We start from the raw sequence: 17,300 nt of genomic DNA, 5'->3' as shown, positions 1-17,300 counted from the left end.
TTAGCTGTTTCATCTCGACTAAATCAACAGGCCGGTCAGCGAGCGGCCCCGCGATTGGCGACGCGGAGCCCCTTGCTCACGCAGCGAGCCTGGCAATTGCGGCGGGCTTCTCACTCCGCCCGCAGCACCGTCGACTCGGCGTTGCACGTGATCGAGCACTCCGGCATCGCCGCGGGCAACAACACCGACTGGCCGCGCGACAATTCCATCGACTCGTCGGGCGTGCGGAGCGTCGCCGTGCCGTGCGGGACGGTCAAAATGTGAAACCGTTCGTCTCCGCCGACGGTCCCACTGCCGTTTTCCAGCGACGACAATTCGAACTTGTCACAGGCCACCAATCGCTGCCAACCCTCGACCGCGGGATCACTCTGACGGGCCGCGACGGGGCCGGATTCATAGTCCGAGACCTCCAGCGACTGCTCGACGTGCAGCGGTCGCGGATTCCCGTCGGCGCCGACACGGTTCCAATCGAACAACCGGAACGTGGTATCGCTGGATTGTTGGATTTCGGCGATCACCAACCCGGCGCCCAGGGCGTGGACGGTCCCCGCGGGGATGAACACACAGTCGCCCGGGCTGGGGGAGAAGGAGTGCAGCACGCGGTTGGTCTCGCCGGCCGCCATCGCTTCGGCCAGGGCCGCGCGATCGACGCCGCGTTTGAGCCCCGCATAGATCAAACTGCCCGGCTGGGCATCGACGACGTACCAGGCTTCCGTCTTGCCGCGGTCGGGGACCTCCATCGTCTGGCCGTAGGCGTCATCGGGGTGGACTTGGACCGAGAGGACGCGGTTGCAGTCCAGGTATTTCAGCAGCAGGGGAAACATCGCATCGGTCGTCGAATTGCCGAGCGTCCACGAGGCGTCCGTTCGAATCAGCCCGGCGAGCGATTCGCCGGCCAGGGGGCCGTTCTCGACCACGCTTTGGTCCTGGCCGTGATCGACGATTTCCCAGCTTTCGGCATAATTATTCTCGTCGCCGATCGATTTTCCCAGCAACTGCCCCAGTTTCGAACCACCCCAGAGGGTTTGCTTGATCAGGGGGCGAAATTTCAGCGGATAGGGAGATTCTTTGATCGTCATGGTGGATTGGGCGGTGACAAAAGGCGGCACAATTGGTTCAATTAGATGGATAATGAATCCGCGGTCACGAAGATCTGCCTGAAAGCGCCAAATGTAGCGGACAAGGACAGTCCGACTTTCCGGACGCTTTTGCTAAACTGTTCGGCTATGGACATCGGCCGAACCCCAGGATTCCCCTCTGACGGAATTCTTTCTGGTGGCCCGATCGCCGTCGTCCGTTGATGTCGACTGCGTCGGTCTTTCGCGCTCATTCAACTTTCCCGGAACAGTTAATCAATCGTGGACGCTACGGCTAAACGCAATCCCTCGGCCCACCCGCCTCACATCACGCGGCCGAAAGACGACCTCTTCGAAAACTCGACGATGACCTTCGGCGAGCACCTTGAAGAGCTACGGCATTCTCTCGTCCGAGCCATCATCTGCCTAGGCATCGGATTGGCCTTCGGACTGACCGTCGCCAACCAAGTGGTTCGCTACGTCGCCGAACCGCTGAAAGCCGCGATCGTCGACTTCAACGCCAAGCGTAGCCTAGCCATGCTGGGCTACGAAGACATGGAGGATCCAGATGTTCAGGCGTTGCTGCCGTTGATCACCGAACGGTCGCTGAAGTGGCAGGTGATCTACGAGATCCCCGACGAACTGCAAAACCTGACCCCGGAATCGATCGAGCTGATTCCGGCGACCGGATCATCCGGCGAGGCGAAACAGGCCGCGGAAAAGGGCGAGACAAAACCAGACGCTGCAAAACCAGACGCAACAGAAACCGGCGCCGAGCAACCTGCCGAGGCGGCGATCCAGACCGCCGGGCCGGCTGTCGTGCCGCCGCTGGCGACGGCGACGCCGGGGACGCGTGTCAAACCGCGCGAGATCGCAGACATCTTGCGTGCCCTGCCGGCCGCCTCGGATCTGCGTCCGAAAGTCCAATTCATTCGCGACACCAAAGGCCTGAGCACGTTCAAAGTCGAAGAGTCGTTCATGATCTGGGTCAAGGCGGGATTGATCGTCGGGGCCGTGTTGTCCTCGCCCGGTGTGTTCTATTTTCTGTGGCAGTTCGTCGCCGCGGGGCTGCATCGCCACGAACGCAAGTACGTCTACATCTATTTGCCGGTCAGCGTGACGTTGTTCGTTTCCGGCGTGGTGCTGGCGTTCTTTCTGGTCTTGCACTACGTGTTGAACTTCTTGCTCGCGTTCAACGGCAGCATGGACGTCGAAGTGGAACCGCGGCTGACGTACTACATTAATTTCGTGCTGCTGCTGCCGTTGGGATTCGGCCTGGCGTTTCAGTTGCCCTTGGTGATGTTGTTCCTGCAACGGATCGGGTTGATCGAAACCGAGATGTATGTCGGCAGCTGGCGTGTAGCGATTCTGGTGATCTTTATCTTGTCGATGATTCTGACCCCGGCCGATGTCACCAGCATGGTCGCGTTGGCGGTTCCCTTGATGGTGCTCTATTTCTTAGGCATCGCGATGTGTCACTTCATCCCACGTGGTCCGGGCCTGGGAAGCGGCGCGTATGATCCGGCCTAGGAGGCATCCTTGCCCCAGCCGAATTTTGTCGGAGCGCATCAAACGCTCGTGAAGGAATTGATTCAGGCCAAACGATCGGCCAGCAGTTGCGTCAGCAGGTCTTCGGCCAACGGGGAATCGCCACCGAACACGATGTCATCACCGCTTTCGCCGAAGATCCAATCGTTGCCGGTGCCACCGAAGATGACGTCGTTGTCGGTTTCAACTTCGGCGATGTCAGAGGAATCATCGGTGTTCTCGGCAACCGGGTCGACCGTCTCGTCGTCGCTGTCATCAGAGCCCTCCGCGACAGGCTGCGGGTCGATAATGTCCGACTGAGACTCGGGGGCATCTTCTCCGGTCACTTCGCCGTCGACTTCTCCGGTCACTTCACCGTCGACTTCTCCGGTCACTTCACCGTCGACTTCTCCGGTTACTTCACCGCCGGCTTCTCCGGTCACTTCACCGCCGGCTTCTCCGGTCACTTCACCGTCGACTTCTCCGGTCACTTCACCGTCGACTTCTCCGGTCACTTCACCGTCGGCTTCTCCGGTCACTTCACCGTCGACCTCTCCGGTCACTTCACCGTCGGCTTCTCCGGTCACTTCACCGTCGACTTCTCCGGTCACTTCACCGTCGGCTTCTCCGGTCACTTCACCGTCGGCTTCTCCGGTCACTTCACCGTCGGCTTCTCCGGTCACTTCTCCGGTCACTTCACCGTCGGCTTCTCCGGTCACTTCACCGTCGACTTCTCCGGTCACTTCACCGTCGGCTTCTCCGGTCACTTCACCGTCGGCTTCTCCGGTCACTTCACCGCCGGCTTCTCCGGTCACTTCACCGTCGGCTTCTCCGGTCACTTCACCGTCGGTTTCATCGACCGGGTCGGTGGTCACTTCCCCGGTCGGTTCGACGGCATCGTCAACGGCGTCCCCATCAGCAACATCAACCGGATCGGGTTCGCCGAGAATTCCGACGGTGTCTTCGGAGGTTGTCTCCGCCGTCGCATCGGCGTCATCCTCCGCGACGGGCTCCAGATCGCAGTCTTGTGAATCGGCATCACCGTTGGTCAGCAGATCGCCCAACGGAGTATCGTCGATATCCTGGTCGGCGCCGTCTTCTGCCGAAGGTGCGTCATCAGTGGCTTCATCAACGACCGTGTCTCCTCCCGATTCGGAATCGGTGGACGTATCGCCGGTCGAATCATCGGCGGCTTCATCGGCCGAGTCGATGATCACGTTGTCGCCGGGACCACCCAAGATCACATCGTCGCCGCCGCCACCGAGCACGACGTCGGCACCGGGGCCGGCGACCAGAATGTCTCGGCCGGCGCCGCCCATCAGGACATCGTTTCCGCCTCCGGCTCGCATGATGGAATCCAAAGAGGTTTCGTTGACCAGCAAGTCATCGCCGCCCAAAGCTTCGAAAATGATGCCATCAATTTGTTCGGCGTCAAATGTCTGCTCCATCGACGCGACCTGTCCGTCGGCGCCTTCGGTTTGCAGCTTGACGACGACGGAGTTTTCAACGGTGTAGACTTCTGCAATGTCGTTGCCGCCGGTGCCTTCGATGTGCAGCGTTGAATCCACAACGCCGATATCGGCCGCCAACAGCTTACGGCTTTCCAGAGCCTGTACACTCAAACGTTTCATACCTTTTTATCCTTCGATCAAGGTGTGATGCGTTGAAACACGGCCTGCCCATGCAGTGCGATCGCGTTCCAAACGTGACGCTCGCCGGGAACGGTGTTACGTTCAATAGCCGGCGAGCGTTGAAACGTCGGAAGAAGCATCGACCGGACCAATTGCCGGACCGAAAAAACGTGAAGCCCAAGAATCTGCCGCGATTTGCGGCGTGAAAAACCGATCGCGGTGTTCAAACGATGACCAACAGAACGTCATCACGCGAAGAATGTTTTTCAAACCCGCAGGTAATAATTTCAGGATTGCGGGCGGATTGATTCAAGCATCGCGTGTTTCACGCTTGAGGCCTGGATGGTTGTTGATTGAATCAAAGATCCGAGGTTGATGTAATCATGCCTGTGGCCCGACGCGTTAGCGAGGGGCTAGCATGGGAAGCGTAGGTCTGCATAAACCAACAAGCCGTGAGCCCCCGCCCGCTCACGACAACAGCGCCGTCAACGCTTGCGCCTTGACCAACTCGCGGGGCTGGTTGAGGTGGTTGTAGACGATCGTTTCGGGATGGATTCCGAAGCTGTGGTAGATCGTCGCCAATAACTCGGCGGGGTGCACCGGGTTTTCCAACGGTGCCGAAGCGGTCTTGTCGCTCTTGCCGTGCACGTAGCCGCGTTTGGTTCCCGCACCGGCCATGACGGCGGTGTAGCAATACGGCCAGTGATCGCGTCCGTCGTCGGAATTGTTGTTGCCGCTGGTGCTGACGCCGCGTTGGGGGCTGCGGCCGAATTCGCCCACGGCCACGACCAGCGTGTCTTCCAACATGCCGCGCTCGTCCAAGTCTTCGATCAGCGTCGACAAACCGGCGTCCAACATCGGTGCCGATTGGTCCTTCATCCGCTTGCTCAATCCGCTGTGGTGGTCCCACGAGTGATTGTCACTGTTGGCGACCTTGGGCCAAATGACTTCGACGACGCGCGTGCCCGCATCGACCAGACGTCGCGCGAGCAAACAGCTTTGGCCGAACGTGTTGCGACCGTACTTGTCGCGCAAGTCATCCGGCTCACTGGCCAAATCGAACGCCTCGCGGGCTCGGCCCGAAACGATCAGCGACAGTGCGCGGTCGTAGTACTCGTCCAGTTCGAAGCTTTCGACGGCTTTATTGATTTCCGGCATTTGTGCATTCAGCAAATCCCGCAGTTGGGCGCGTCGCTTCAGCCGAACGCTAAAAACTTCCGGCCGCAGTTTCAGATCATCGATCTTGATGCGGTTCATTTTGTCCATGTCCAAATCATCGCCGTCGGGGTACAGCGTGTAGGGATCATAGGATTTCCCCAAGAACCCGGCCGTTCCGCCTTTGCCGACCACGTTGGATTCTTGCAACGGGCGTGGCAGCATGACGAAGGGCAGCATCGGTTCATCGACCGGCTGCATTTTGACGATGTTGCTGCCGAAGTTGGGAAAGTCTTTCGGCGAGGGCGGTTCCAACTGTCCCGACGGGCTGACTTTGTCGGTCGTGTAACCGGTCATCATCTGATAGATCGCCGCGGTGTGATTGAACAAACCGTTGGGCGTGTACGACATCGACCGAATCATCGTGAACCGGTCGTTCAGTTGACTCAGCTGAGGCAGATTCTCGGTGAACTTGATGCCGGGAATCTTGGTGCTGATCGGGTTGAATTGACTTTTGACGTTATCGGGAACGTTTTCCTTGGGATCCCAAAGATCCAGATGGCTCGGTCCGCCTTGCAGATACACCATGATAATGCTCTTGGCTTTCCCCCAGCCCGGGCCGCCGCCGAGCACTTCGCCGGCGACCGCCGATTCGAGCTGCATCAACGAGGGCAAGGACAACCCTAACATGCCGCACCCGCCGACACGCAAGAAAGTGCGACGCGTCGGAGCCAGATGGGGATCACAAAGATCTTTTGCGGCAAAGCCTTTGAACGAAAGCATGATCGGGGTCTCCGAAAGGGACGGGGTTGGTCGACGGTTTTGATGGAATGTGTGGTGGGGAGCCACCTTCTGGCGAAGGTAGCTACGTTTGACAGGCTGGAAGCCTATCCCACGTTGCGTTTGACAGGCTGGAAGCCTATCCACGTTGCGTTTGACAGGCTGGAAGCCTATCCCACGTTAGTGGTTGAACAAAAACGCGGGGCTGTTGATCAGGGCCCACGTCAGGTCTTCGGCCGCGGTCAATCGCAACCGCTGGACTTGCTGTTTACTTTGCGCGACATCGTTGCGGAGTCGGATGATTCGGGCGTTGTCGGGGGTCGGAACCATCAACGCGTCGCGGCGTTTTTCCAAGCGGACCGTTTCGGCATCGCGTGGAACCGCCTTCCTGGCCTCGGCCAACGCGGCTTCCGCCTTAGTGCGATCTGCGTCCGTTTTGCCGACGTAATCGACCAGTGTCTTCTCTGCCGCTTCGTCGCGATCTTCATCCGGTGTCGCGACGATGCTGCGTAAGGTTTCGGGCAGGTCCAAGGGAATGTCACCTCCGTCGGTCGTCGCACTGATGCGGAACCTGCCCAGCTGGTGATCGGCCGCGTTGTGGAATTGGTGAATCTGGAATTGCAGCACGCAGCCGTCGGCGTTTTCAATCGGCTTCTTCAGCTTGAACGTGGCCCAATGGTCGACACCGGTCGCCCCGGCCACCGCCCATCCGCCTTGGCCTCGTTTGTTGCCGTCAAAGGTGGCTTCGATCGTGAAGCCTTGCTGCAAGTAGTCGGCTTTGCCGCTCGCGATCGTCACATCGGAAAAGGTTTTGGGGTCGGCCTTGGATGCGACTTTGATTTCCAGTTCGGTGATCACAAAGTTTCCGTTGGGTGGCAACCCGGGACCGTTGCTCGGCAGCGCCGGATGGGACAGGGCTTCCAAGCGGAATCCGGTGATGTTCTTCAGCGATGTCGGGAAATGGATCGTGTAAACCGCCTTGCCGGCTTTGCCGCTGGCGGTGATCGATCGATCGGCCGCGGCGACCAATTTGGCCTTGTTGGTCGACGATGCTTTGGAGGGTCTTAGTGGATGCCATTCGACCGCGGCGGCGTGATCGGTTTCCCATTGCTTGACCTTTTCGGCCAGCTTTTGGTTGACCGCTTCGAGTGCCTTGGTAGCTTTCTCGATCCTGGCTTGGCGTTCATTGGCCAGCCGTTCTTGTTCCGGCTTGGCCGCTTCGATTCGTGCAGCCAGCTGTGCTTTGGTCTCGGCGAGTTTGGTTTCGCGGATCTGTTCGAGTTCTTGCTTCTGCTCGGCCCACTCGGACTCCTTGGCCGCCAACTCTTTTTCCAGCAGTTCGTGGTCGATCTTGATCTGCTGTTTGATTTGATCGAACGCGGCCAGTTCGATTTCGGTCGGCGGCCGACCGATCGATCGCAGGAAGATCTCCGTCGCCAACTCGCGGTCATCCGGATTTTCTTGGACGATGCGTTCGAGTTCGTTTTTAGGATCGGCAATCGCCGTTGCCACCGTCGGTCCACCGATCAGGGCCATGATCGGCCCGAGTTGCAGCTCGCTGGAACGTTCACATTCACAAGCACTCTCACGGACCGGGCGTCCCAGGTTTTGCAAGAATCCGTCGTTGAGTTTGACACCGGAGTCGGTGACGGCGGCCGCTCGGGTTCCCTTGGGCATTCCGGGAATATTGCTTTCGGCGCCCGTCAGTGCGTGCACGGCGTCATAGATGACTTCGGCGGGCAATCGCCGCGGAATCGCACGCGCGTAATTCAACGTGTCGTCTTCGTTCAGCGGGTTGGTTGCGACGCTCAACTGATAGGTTCGGCTGTTGCAGATCTGCCGCAACATGCCGCGGACATCAAACCCGGATTCGACGAAGTGTTGCGTCAAATGATCCAGCAATTCGGGATTGGTCGGCGGATTGCCGGCGCGGATGTCGTCGATCGGCTCGATCAATCCGACCCCCAGCAAATAGCCCCACAAGCGGTTGACGAAACTGCGTGCGAAATACGGGTTGTCGGCATCGGTCATCCAGGCGGCCAACTTTTCGCGACGCGTCCCTTGTTCCGGCACGTCACAAGGCACCTCGTAGGGGAAACTCGGCGGTGCGACCTCACCGGTGCGGGCATGGATGACTTCGCCTTCTTGCTTGTCGACCACCTTTTCATACAGCGGTTTGGCACCTTCGACGGCCGTGCCGCCGATCTTTTTGCCGCCCGAAGCGGGGTCGTTTTGCAGATCCACTTGCCCGAAGAACGCTGCCATTTCGTAATATTGGTCTTGGGTCCATCGCTCGAACGGATGGTCATGGCACTTGTTGCAATTGAATCGAATCCCCAAGAACAAGTGGGTCGTGTTCTCCATCGTGTTCTCGGGATCACGCAGCACTTTGAAATAGCTGGCCGCCGGGTTGTCTTTGTTGGATCCCGTCGCGGTCAGAATCTGACGTGCGAACTGGTCGTACGGTCGGTTTTCGACGACGGCGGTTCGAATCCAATCGCGGAACGCCTTGCTGCCTTCGACGCCTAGGAACTTTCGGTTCACTTGCAGCAGGTCGGCCCACTTGTTGGTCCAGTAGTCGACGTAACCTTCGCTGCCGAGCAGTTGGTCGATCACTTGGGCACGTTTCTGTTGCGTCGGCGTGTCGTCGGCCATGAAGTCGCGGACCTGCTCGCTGGTCGGCGGCAATCCGGTCAGGTCCAACGTCACGCGTCGCAGGAATGCGGCGTCGTCGCACAAATCACTGGGTTGAACTTTGACGCGTCGCCATTTCGCGGCGACCAACTCGTCGATCTTTCCCCAGGTTTCGTAGTCTTGTTCCTGGTAGTCCTCGCGATTGCCCATCACAGTCAGCGTGGTGGCGACATAGTTGCCTTCGTACCGTGCCAGGATGGCCGCTTCGCCGCGTCGGACGGACTTCAGCAATCCGCCCTGGCCCGCCGTGGCGACTTCGGTGTTGCCGCTATCGATGAACGCTTCCCGCGTCACGTCACGGACGTGGCCGTCGGCGTAGTGGGCGACCAAGCGAACCTGTTGCTCGGTTCCGATCGCCTGGATCACGGGGTTCTGTGGATAGACCTCCAATTTGGTCACCCGCGGGGTGGTCAAATCCAATTGACTGCCGTCGGCGATCCAGCGCCGCAAGATCGCGTGGTAAGGATCTCCCTGGGTCATCAACACACCGCCTTGGTGCGGAGTTTGACCCAGCGGTTTGCGAAGCATCAGGGATTGCTCGGGCGCGGCCGCGTTGATGCGTCGCGCCGCCAGGTCGTCGGTCAATGCCCGCAGGTCGAAGATCGGATCGTAACCGCGCAGGGAGAGTTTGAATCCGTTCTTGCCTTTTTGGGCCCCGTGGCACGTCCCTTGGTTGCATCCCAATCGGCTGAGGACCGGATTGACGTCGCGGATGAAATCGACGGCGCCGATCGAATCTTGCGGCCCCTGGGAAATCTGTTTCGCGACGACCTTCACGGTGTCACGATGCTTTCCGAGCGAGACGACGACTTCGCCATCGCCGTCATGGGTCCCGCACAGCAATCCGGCGGTGTTCGCGGTAATAAATTCCGGCGTTTCAATGCTGCAGGCCCGCGTGACGTCGATCGTCTCGCCGTCGGTGGTCGTGGCGGTGATGACCAGTTGGACGTAGGCGTAGGGCGATTGGAAATCGGCCGACTGGGGCGACACCTGGATCGATTGAATCGACGGTGGATCGACCTCGTCTTTCGAAGCGACGTCCAACGTGGCCATCCAAGCTTTGGCATCGAAATGACTGGCAATGGCTTGCTCGTCGCCCGTCTCAGCCTGCTCGCTGGCCTGGTACCAATCGATCGTGTCGGCCACAGTTCCATCCTCGGCCAGTCGTTGCAGCGTCCCGTTGCTGGCGGCGATCACCAGCGAGTTGTCCGGAGCGAACGCAATTGAATAGGCCGCGGCATCATCGATGCGGTAGGAGGCGAGTTGTTTGGTTTCGGTTTTGCGATACGCGTCCGCCTTTTTCTTTTCGTCGGCCGACCGATCGTTGATGCGTTTGGCCAGAATCTTTTTCAGCTCGTCGGTCAACGTGCCGGTAAAGTCATAGGCCCAGACACGGACTTCGGATTTTCCATCCAGGGTCGCGACCGCCGCGATCCGTGTCGCATCGTCATTGATCGCGACGTTAAAGATCCGCCCTTTCATCGCCGGCAGCGTGCGGATCAAGTTGGCATCGTCGCCGATCTTGCGAGCGGTTTCGCGGAAGATGCGGTACACCTTGGCCACCCCGTCGGCGCCACCGATCAAGATTTCGTTGCGTGTCGGGTGCATCGCGATGCTGCTCAAACCGCCCGACAGTGCCCCGGGCGTGATCGAGGTGATGTTGTCGATAAAGCGTTCGGTTTCCACTTCGGTCAACTTGCACGACATGTCGCGCGCGACCGAAACCAAGTGTGTCCCATCGGGTGTGAATGCCACGTCGCGAATCCAGTCCTCGTGGGCCCCCTGGAACAGGACCTGCGTTCCGGTGCCGGCGTCGATCGCGCGGACCACGTTGTCGGATGCTCCGAATGCGAGTTTGCTGCCATCGGGTGACCAACCCGCGCCGGACAACGCGTCGTAGGTGAACGGCACGGACAATTCCAATTCGCCGCCGGCGGGGTTCCAGATCTGGACTTCGCCACGCACGCCCGGTGTGCCACCGATCGCCGCCAATCGGCTTCCGTCGGGGCTGTAGCGGACCGAATTGATTCGCGGGCTGATCCCGATCAAGCGGCGATCGATCGCACCGCTGTCGGCATCGATCAGCAGGACTTCGTGAAATCCCGCGATGGCAATTTGGGATCCATCGGGCGAGACATCGATCGATGTGACCGCGGGGGCTTCGTTGTAGCGGGGAGGATTGTCCGCGCTGTAAGGCGTTGTCGGCCCGTCGGTTGAATCGTTCTGCGCCCCTTCGGCGATCCAACGTCGCACCAATTCCACTTCGACGTCGCTGAGTGGTTTGGCGGGCGGTTTCGGCATCTCCGCTGCACCATCGACCGGCGTGATTTGGTCGATCAAATAGCTTTGTTCGGGATGCCCGGGAACGATCGCGGGCTCTCCGGTCTCGCCGCCTTGGACCAGCGACGTGAAATCGGTCATGACGTAGGCGCCCAGTTGCTTGGCGCCCTGGTGGCACCCGTAGCAGTTCTGGCGAAAGATCGGCTCGATTTGTTTCGAGAAACTGACCGGTGTTTCCGCGACCGCTTGCGTTTCCGCCGAACTGGGGGCGTCATCCGCCGACAGCGAACCGACGCAAGTGTGCGAGAGACCAACCGCCACCAACAGCAACGCGGCGGCCCGACCGAAGAAGAAGTGAGTTTTCACAGTGGATACCTGGGGATTGATCCCGTCGGATCCGCAGTGACCGCGCCGGTGACCCGTCGCATGATCGATTCGAAGGACGATGACCATTCGACGCGTCGGAAACGGAAAGTCCTGCGGAACATTTCATTTCTGACGAAGGCCAGTCCGACACGCGCCGGTTCTGATTCGGTTCAGAAAGCTTCGTGTAGGTAGCCCAGGAAGGGGCAGGCGGGGGGCGGAGACCCACGATTATGGTGAGCATCCACTCCTTACAACTCTACTGACCGTCGCCAGGATCGTCAACTTCTTGTTGCCGAGTTTCTGCGCCCCTCGCACCGTCCCGCGATCCGCCGGGGAACGCGAGGGGGGGAATTGGGCAAGAAGATTTCGGAGGTAAGAACATGATGCGATGGCTGCTCCACTCGATTTCGCCAATTTTCCTGCCTCTCCCCCCGGGCAATGTGCCGGCGTGGCATCCAAACGTAGCTACCTTCGCCAGAAGGTGGAGTTGCGGTGTTTTCCACGCTCTGGCGAGCGTAGCTACTTGAAACTCGAGACTCTCGGCGCGTTGCGTTACATCATCGGTCGACGCATCGCACCGTGGGGGGCCTATTCCGGTCGCGGCTGGTTGCTCCAATGGCCGCTGGGGTCGGTGCCTCGCACGTGCACGCCTTTTTCATTCCAACCCAATGCCGCATGCACGTCGGCGCTGCAATACCGCAGTGTCAATCCGCAGCGTCGCCGGTTGGAGTCGTTGGCATCGCTGCCGTGCAGCAACAGGTCGGCGTGAATCGATGCTTGGCCTGCCGTCAACGGGTCATAGACCAAATCGCCGTATTGTTCGGGGTCATCGATCGTCTGGTTCAACACGTTGTGCTCGGCCGAATCGCTGGGGCGGTACGTCATGTGGCCTTTGGTGTGTGACCCGGCGATGAACTTCATGCACGCGTTTTCTTGATCGGCATCATCGATGGCCAACCAGACGGTGACCGCTTTGCTAGGCGACAACGGCCAATAGCTGGCATCTTGGTGCCAGGCCACCGCCTTTCCATCGCCGGGCATCTTGCAAAAGAAGTGCGATCCCCATCCGATCACGTTTTCACCAAACAGATCGGCGACCGGGTCGACAATCCGTGGATCTTTCAGGATGTCATACACGGGCCCGTATTTTAGGTGGGCCGAACTGATCGAATAACTGTCGCCGCCGCTGGCCGTGACCTTGCTCAGCAGATCGTCAAAGTAGTCACGAATCTCCGCGATCTCATCGCCGGAAAAGATGTCCAGCGGGGCGATGTACCCCCGCTCGTTGAAGTGGTCGATCTGTTGGCGGGAAAGGGTCTTGGGGTCCGCGACACCGGCCGGGTGGAACCGCAGGTCACGTTCCAGGGTTTCCAATTCATCGTCGGTCGGAATGATTTTAAAATCTTTCATGGTCGTGCGTTGGTGGGAGGGAGAGGATTGGTTGTCGGCGCTCATTCAAACAGCGGCGTCGCGATGCCTGTCGAATCGACTTGCCAGGGCGTCCACAGGATAAACACGTCCTGTGTTTTTAGATCGCTCTTGCGGGGCGGAATCTCGGTAGTGTCCAATTCAATCTTGTCGATGTCACACGCTTTGGCAAGCTCTTCGATTTCCTGTTCCAGCTCGTCTTCCAGATCTTTGATGTCGCCATGCAGGTCCTTGAGTGCCTGTTCGGCGCGACGCACGTCATCGGCCTGCTGCGACGCACGGCCCACGCCTCGGGCGGCGGTCATCACGCCGCCACGACGTCCGCCCATGAACGCGCCTAGGATCGAATTGCCGACCGACAAGATCGACGACCATTTCGCCTGGCCATACTGCGACTCTTCGCGGGCGACGCGGTCTTCGGCGGTGCGAATTTTTTTCTCGACCGATCGAATCTTGGAAGCGTATTTCTCGCGGAGCTTTTCGGTTTCCAGATCCCGCTGTTCACGCAACCGTTGTTGGAAATAGCGTCTGGCTTGTTCCTTGGTGTTGACGCCCGGTGCGTAGCCGCTGATTCCCGGACATTTATATAACGTGGTGCTCTCGCTGCGGTACAAAAAGTCTTTCAGCTTTGACTTGAATGATCGGTACGGCGATTTTCCGCGCAACGCGTCGGGCAAATCACAGAACTGAAACCCTTCCTCCGGTTCGCTTCGAAACTCGGTTTCCGGTGACAAGGTTTCGCTGCTCTCCCACAGGTCCTCCGGGACACCACCGCCGCAGCGGATCATCCGCACGGTGTCGACCCAATGATCCAAGTCGGCGCTGGCGCGGATGTAATGCAGCGAGGCCTTGCCGCCCAGCGCCGGGCGATACACCATCTTGCAACCTCGCGGGATCGGTTGACAGCGTTCCAGGAATCGTTCTTCGATTCCGGCGGGGACGACCGGGCGCTGGGGCGTTTGCGGTTCCTGGGCGATCGATTCGCTGTGCTGCTGACGACGCGACTCGGCGGCCGCCTTGCGTTCGGCCATCAGCGCCGTGATCTGCCGTCTAGCGAGCGGGCCGGCCAAAAACGACATCGCCCAGCGGGTTTGAAACGTCACCGGGGCGTCTTCGTGGACGTTGTTCATCAAAAAGACTCGGTTGCCCAGCCCGGCGAGAATCTGTTCCATCCGGTTGCGATCAAACGCTTGGCCGGACTGCCCGGCGGCGCCTTCCAGGCCTTCCAAAACGCGCGCCTTGTCACGCTCGGTTTGAAGTCGCCCCAAGAACCAAGTGCCGATGTTGGACAGGCCTTTGTAATCCAGATCGACGGGATTCTGTGTCGCCAACGTGACGCCCAAGCCGAAGGCCCGCGCTTGCTTCAACAAGGTCAACATCGGCGGCTTGCTGGGCGGCTTGGCGACCGGCGGAAAATAGCCGGCAACTTCATCCATGTAAAAGATCGCGCGCAGTGCGCTGGTCCCGGTCTGTCGTCGCATCCAGGCGACCAACTCATTCAACACGATGGTGACGAAGAACATCCGTTCGTTGTCACTCAAATGCGCGATCGAGAGGATCGACAACCGCGGTTTACCATCGTCGGTGTAAAGCAACTTGTCGATCGACAGCCCCTCGCCTTCCAACCAAGACGCAAAGGCCGGCGACGCCAGCAGGTTGTTCAATCGCATCGCCAGTTTCGTTCGCGCCTCGGCGGGCATGAACGAGTCCAGATCCAACACCCCGATCCGCGTGATCGGCGGTGATTGAATCAGGCGGATCAAATCGGGCAGCGGGACGTTGCGTCCCTCGCGCCACTGATCTGTCAGAATCGACGACAACAGGATGTGATCGGGCGACGTCAACGGATCGGCATCAAGGCCCATCAGGGTCAACAGGCCCGAGACCGCACCGGTGACCTTTTCGCCGATCGCCTCGGTGTCGTCCATGGCGTCGGCCGCCGGCGCGTCGAAACTTTTCAGTACCGTCAAGGGAAGCCCGATGTTGCTGCCCGGCGTGTAGACCGCCACATCGACGGCGTCCTTGTATTTCTGAATCCGCTGGGGAGATTGCCCCCAGGATGCCAGCCCCTCGCGCCACATCTGGGCCGTCTTCTCAGCCAGTTCATCCAGCGACATCCCCTTGCGCGTCGCATCGCTTTGTTCCAACCAGGGCTGGAAATCATCCGCTTCTAGATCCGGAAACGCCAGCAACAGATTCGCCAAGTCGCCTTTGGGGTCGATACAAATCGCCGGCACCCCGTCCAAGGCGGCTTCTTCCAACAAGGACAGGCACAGGCCCGTTTTGCCGCTGCCGGTCATCCCCACACACATCGCGTGCGTGCAAAGGTCTTTGGAATCGTACATCAACAGCTGATCCAGTCGCTGCCGGGATGCAAGATCGTACTGGCGGCCAAGGTAGAACGAGGCCAGCTTTTCGAAGTGATTCGGATCGGGAACAGCCATAAAGCAGGCGCGGGTGGACGAGTAAATGACGAGGGAAACAGCGAAACATCGGTCAATGAGTGAAAGTTTAGCGAGTCTTTCCCGGACGATGGCAGCAAGCCGACGGTGCGTTATGATTCTTGCGTCCTGCTCTGTTTCACCAAAAACCATCCCACCCGCAATCGAAATGCTTGATCTGTACGAAAAAATCGAAGACGCCGCCGCGGTTATCCAGAAGGCCTTTGCGGAAACACCGAAAGTCGCGATCGTCCTGGGCACAGGACTGGGTGGATTGGTCGATCAAATCGATGTCAAGGCAGCGATCGAATACGGCGAGATCCCTCATTTCCCCACGTCCACCGCGACCAGTCACCGGGGACGGCTGGTCTGTGGCTACCTGGACGGCGTGCCCGTGATCGCGATGGAAGGTCGCTTTCATATGTACGAAGGCTACCCGCTGAAACAAATCACGCTGCCGATTCGCGTCTTCAAACGGCTCGGCGCCGAATTGTTGCTCGTCAGCAACGCCTGCGGAGGATTGAACCCCTATTACCAATCCGGTGACATCATGGTGATCGATGACCAGATCAACTTGATGGGCGACAATCCGCTGATCGGAATCAACGACGATCGCTTGGGGCCGCGGTTTCCGGACATGTGCGAACCCTATGACCAGCAATGGATCGACCGCACACTGGCGTTGGCCCGACGCGAAGACATCAGTATCCATCGCGGAGTGTTCGTCGCCGTTGCCGGACCAAATCTCGAAACACGGGCCGAATACCGTTTCTTGCGGACGATCGGCGCCGATGTCGTCGGGATGAGCACAGTTCCCGAAACGATCGTGGCGGTGCATTGTGGGTTGAAAACGATCGGGTTGAGTGTGATCACGGACATGTGTCTGCCCGATTCGCTGAAACCGGCCAATGTCGAAGAGATCATCGCGACGGCCAATTCTGCCGCCCCACAGCTGTTGAAGCTTGTGACCGGAATCGTCGCCCAGGCTGGACAAGTGCGAATCGCATGAGCGAAAGCATCAGCGACAAGTCAGTTGATCTGTCACAACCGGTCGAGGCATCGGTGCCGGCCGCGGTCGCGGCGATCCGAGACCAGATCGCGACGGCGTGGGAGTTTGGCGGCGACGGTGACGAATCGACGATCACCGCAGTGGTGCTGGGCAGCGGCCTCGGCTCGTTGGCCGACAGGATCGAATCAGCCGTCGCGGTACCGTTCGGCCAGATTCCTGGGTTCGCCCGATCGACGGCCAGCGGCCATCGCGGGCAACTCGTCTTCGGCACACTCGGTGGCCAGCCGTTGGTCGCCATGGCCGGTCGGTTGCATCGCTACGAAGGTTGGACGCACGACCAAGTGACGTTTCCGATCCGGGTGATGCATGCGATCGGGGCGACGCGATTGATCGCCAGTAACGCGGCCGGGGGCGTCAACCCGCTGCTGGCCGTGGGGGATATTGTCGTCCTGTGTGACCAAATCGACTGGCTGCATCGCCGCCGGCAATGGGGCCCCCCAAGCCCGAGCGACGCCGAATCGCCGGGCTTTCCGGCCAGCCGGCACGGGCCGATTTACGACCCACAGCTGGCTGCGATTGCGCTTGCCGCCGCTCGTTGCGGTGGATTTCATGCGGTCCAAGGCACCTATTTAGCGACTCTGGGCCCCACGTACGAAACCCGCGCCGAATACCGAATGATGCGAAGGATCGGAGTCGATGTGGTGGGGATGAGCACCGCTGGAGAGGCTTTAACGGCGGCGAATCTTGGCATGTCCGTGCTCGCTTTGTCGGTTGTCAGCAATGTGGCGGACCCCGACCGGGCGAATGTGGCCGATCACGCAGAAGTGCTAGAGGCAGGGGGCGCCGCGGCGGCTAAACTAGAGGGGATCGTTCGTCGGGTCATTTCCGGTCCAAACGCCTGATTATTCGTTTC

The 17,300-nt window shown here is 59.6% G+C and carries 9 protein-coding genes; 3 read left to right on the top strand and 6 right to left on the bottom strand.

Annotated elements, in window-relative coordinates; all coding sequences use genetic code 11:
- Positions 1-110 precede the first annotated feature (110 nt).
- Positions 111-1,079, bottom strand: coding sequence for a type I phosphomannose isomerase catalytic subunit (locus H1B37_RS11175; RefSeq protein ID WP_182866736.1), 969 nt, complete (start codon positions 1,077-1,079; stop codon positions 111-113).
- A gap of 363 nt (positions 1,080-1,442) precedes the next feature.
- Between H1B37_RS11175 and tatC the strand changes: the two genes are divergently transcribed.
- Positions 1,443-2,606 carry a twin-arginine translocase subunit TatC gene (gene tatC / locus H1B37_RS11170; RefSeq protein ID WP_182866735.1) on the top strand — a complete coding sequence of 388 codons (1,164 nt, stop codon included), beginning with the start codon at positions 1,443-1,445 and terminating at the stop codon, positions 2,604-2,606.
- Positions 2,607-2,668: 62 nt separating this feature from the next.
- Here the strand turns inward: tatC and H1B37_RS11165 are convergent, their stop codons facing one another.
- From H1B37_RS11165 to H1B37_RS11145, 5 genes are all read right to left on the bottom strand, one after another.
- Entirely contained in the window at positions 2,669-4,234 is a 1,566-nt protein-coding gene (locus H1B37_RS11165; RefSeq protein WP_182866734.1) for a hypothetical protein, read from the bottom strand.
- A 468-nt stretch (positions 4,235-4,702) separates the two neighbouring features.
- Positions 4,703-6,172 (bottom strand): DUF1501 domain-containing protein, encoded by a 1,470-nt coding sequence (locus H1B37_RS11160; RefSeq protein ID WP_182866733.1) that lies wholly within the window; start codon positions 6,170-6,172, stop codon positions 4,703-4,705.
- 177 nt (positions 6,173-6,349) lie between these two features.
- Entirely contained in the window at positions 6,350-11,596 is a 5,247-nt protein-coding gene (locus H1B37_RS11155; protein ID WP_182866732.1) for a DUF1549 domain-containing protein, read from the bottom strand.
- 501 nt (positions 11,597-12,097) lie between these two features.
- Positions 12,098-12,919, bottom strand: coding sequence for a phytanoyl-CoA dioxygenase family protein (locus H1B37_RS11150; protein WP_182866731.1), 822 nt, complete (start codon positions 12,917-12,919; stop codon positions 12,098-12,100).
- A 41-nt stretch (positions 12,920-12,960) separates the two neighbouring features.
- A complete protein-coding gene (locus H1B37_RS11145) occupies positions 12,961-15,381 on the bottom strand; it encodes an ATP-binding protein (RefSeq protein ID WP_182866730.1) in 2,421 nt (806 codons plus the stop codon).
- A 166-nt stretch (positions 15,382-15,547) separates the two neighbouring features.
- Here H1B37_RS11145 and H1B37_RS11140 point away from each other — a divergent pair, with 166 nt between their 5' ends.
- Complete coding sequence (locus H1B37_RS11140; protein WP_182866729.1) at positions 15,548-16,387, top strand: purine-nucleoside phosphorylase; 840 nt, start codon at positions 15,548-15,550, stop codon at positions 16,385-16,387.
- Positions 16,384-17,289 (top strand): purine-nucleoside phosphorylase, encoded by a 906-nt coding sequence (locus tag H1B37_RS11135; protein WP_182866728.1) that lies wholly within the window; start codon positions 16,384-16,386, stop codon positions 17,287-17,289. The genes H1B37_RS11140 and H1B37_RS11135 overlap by 4 nt, the downstream gene beginning before the upstream one ends.
- Positions 17,290-17,300 lie beyond the last annotated feature (11 nt).

It is taken from the genome of Stieleria mannarensis (assembly GCF_014154935.1).
Classification (GTDB): Bacteria; Planctomycetota; Planctomycetia; order Pirellulales; family Pirellulaceae; genus Stieleria; species Stieleria mannarensis.
Note: the sequence above shows the minus strand (reverse complement) of the source record. Positions and strands in the feature narration are given on the sequence as shown.

Coding starts and splice junctions, on each gene's coding strand:
- H1B37_RS11160 (WP_182866733.1), bottom strand. CDS start 6,172: ATGCTTTCGTTCAAAGGCTTTGCCGCAAAAGATCTTTGTGATCCCCAT.
- H1B37_RS11165 (WP_182866734.1), bottom strand. CDS start 4,234: ATGAAACGTTTGAGTGTACAGGCTCTGGAAAGCCGTAAGCTGTTGGCG.
- H1B37_RS11135 (WP_182866728.1), top strand. CDS start 16,384: ATGAGCGAAAGCATCAGCGACAAGTCAGTTGATCTGTCACAACCGGTC.
- H1B37_RS11145 (WP_182866730.1), bottom strand. CDS start 15,381: ATGGCTGTTCCCGATCCGAATCACTTCGAAAAGCTGGCCTCGTTCTAC.
- H1B37_RS11175 (WP_182866736.1), bottom strand. CDS start 1,079: ATGACGATCAAAGAATCTCCCTATCCGCTGAAATTTCGCCCCCTGATC.
- H1B37_RS11140 (WP_182866729.1), top strand. CDS start 15,548: ATGCTTGATCTGTACGAAAAAATCGAAGACGCCGCCGCGGTTATCCAG.
- H1B37_RS11155 (WP_182866732.1), bottom strand. CDS start 11,596: ATGGTCATCGTCCTTCGAATCGATCATGCGACGGGTCACCGGCGCGGT.
- tatC (WP_182866735.1), top strand. CDS start 1,443: ATGACCTTCGGCGAGCACCTTGAAGAGCTACGGCATTCTCTCGTCCGA.
- H1B37_RS11150 (WP_182866731.1), bottom strand. CDS start 12,919: ATGAAAGATTTTAAAATCATTCCGACCGACGATGAATTGGAAACCCTG.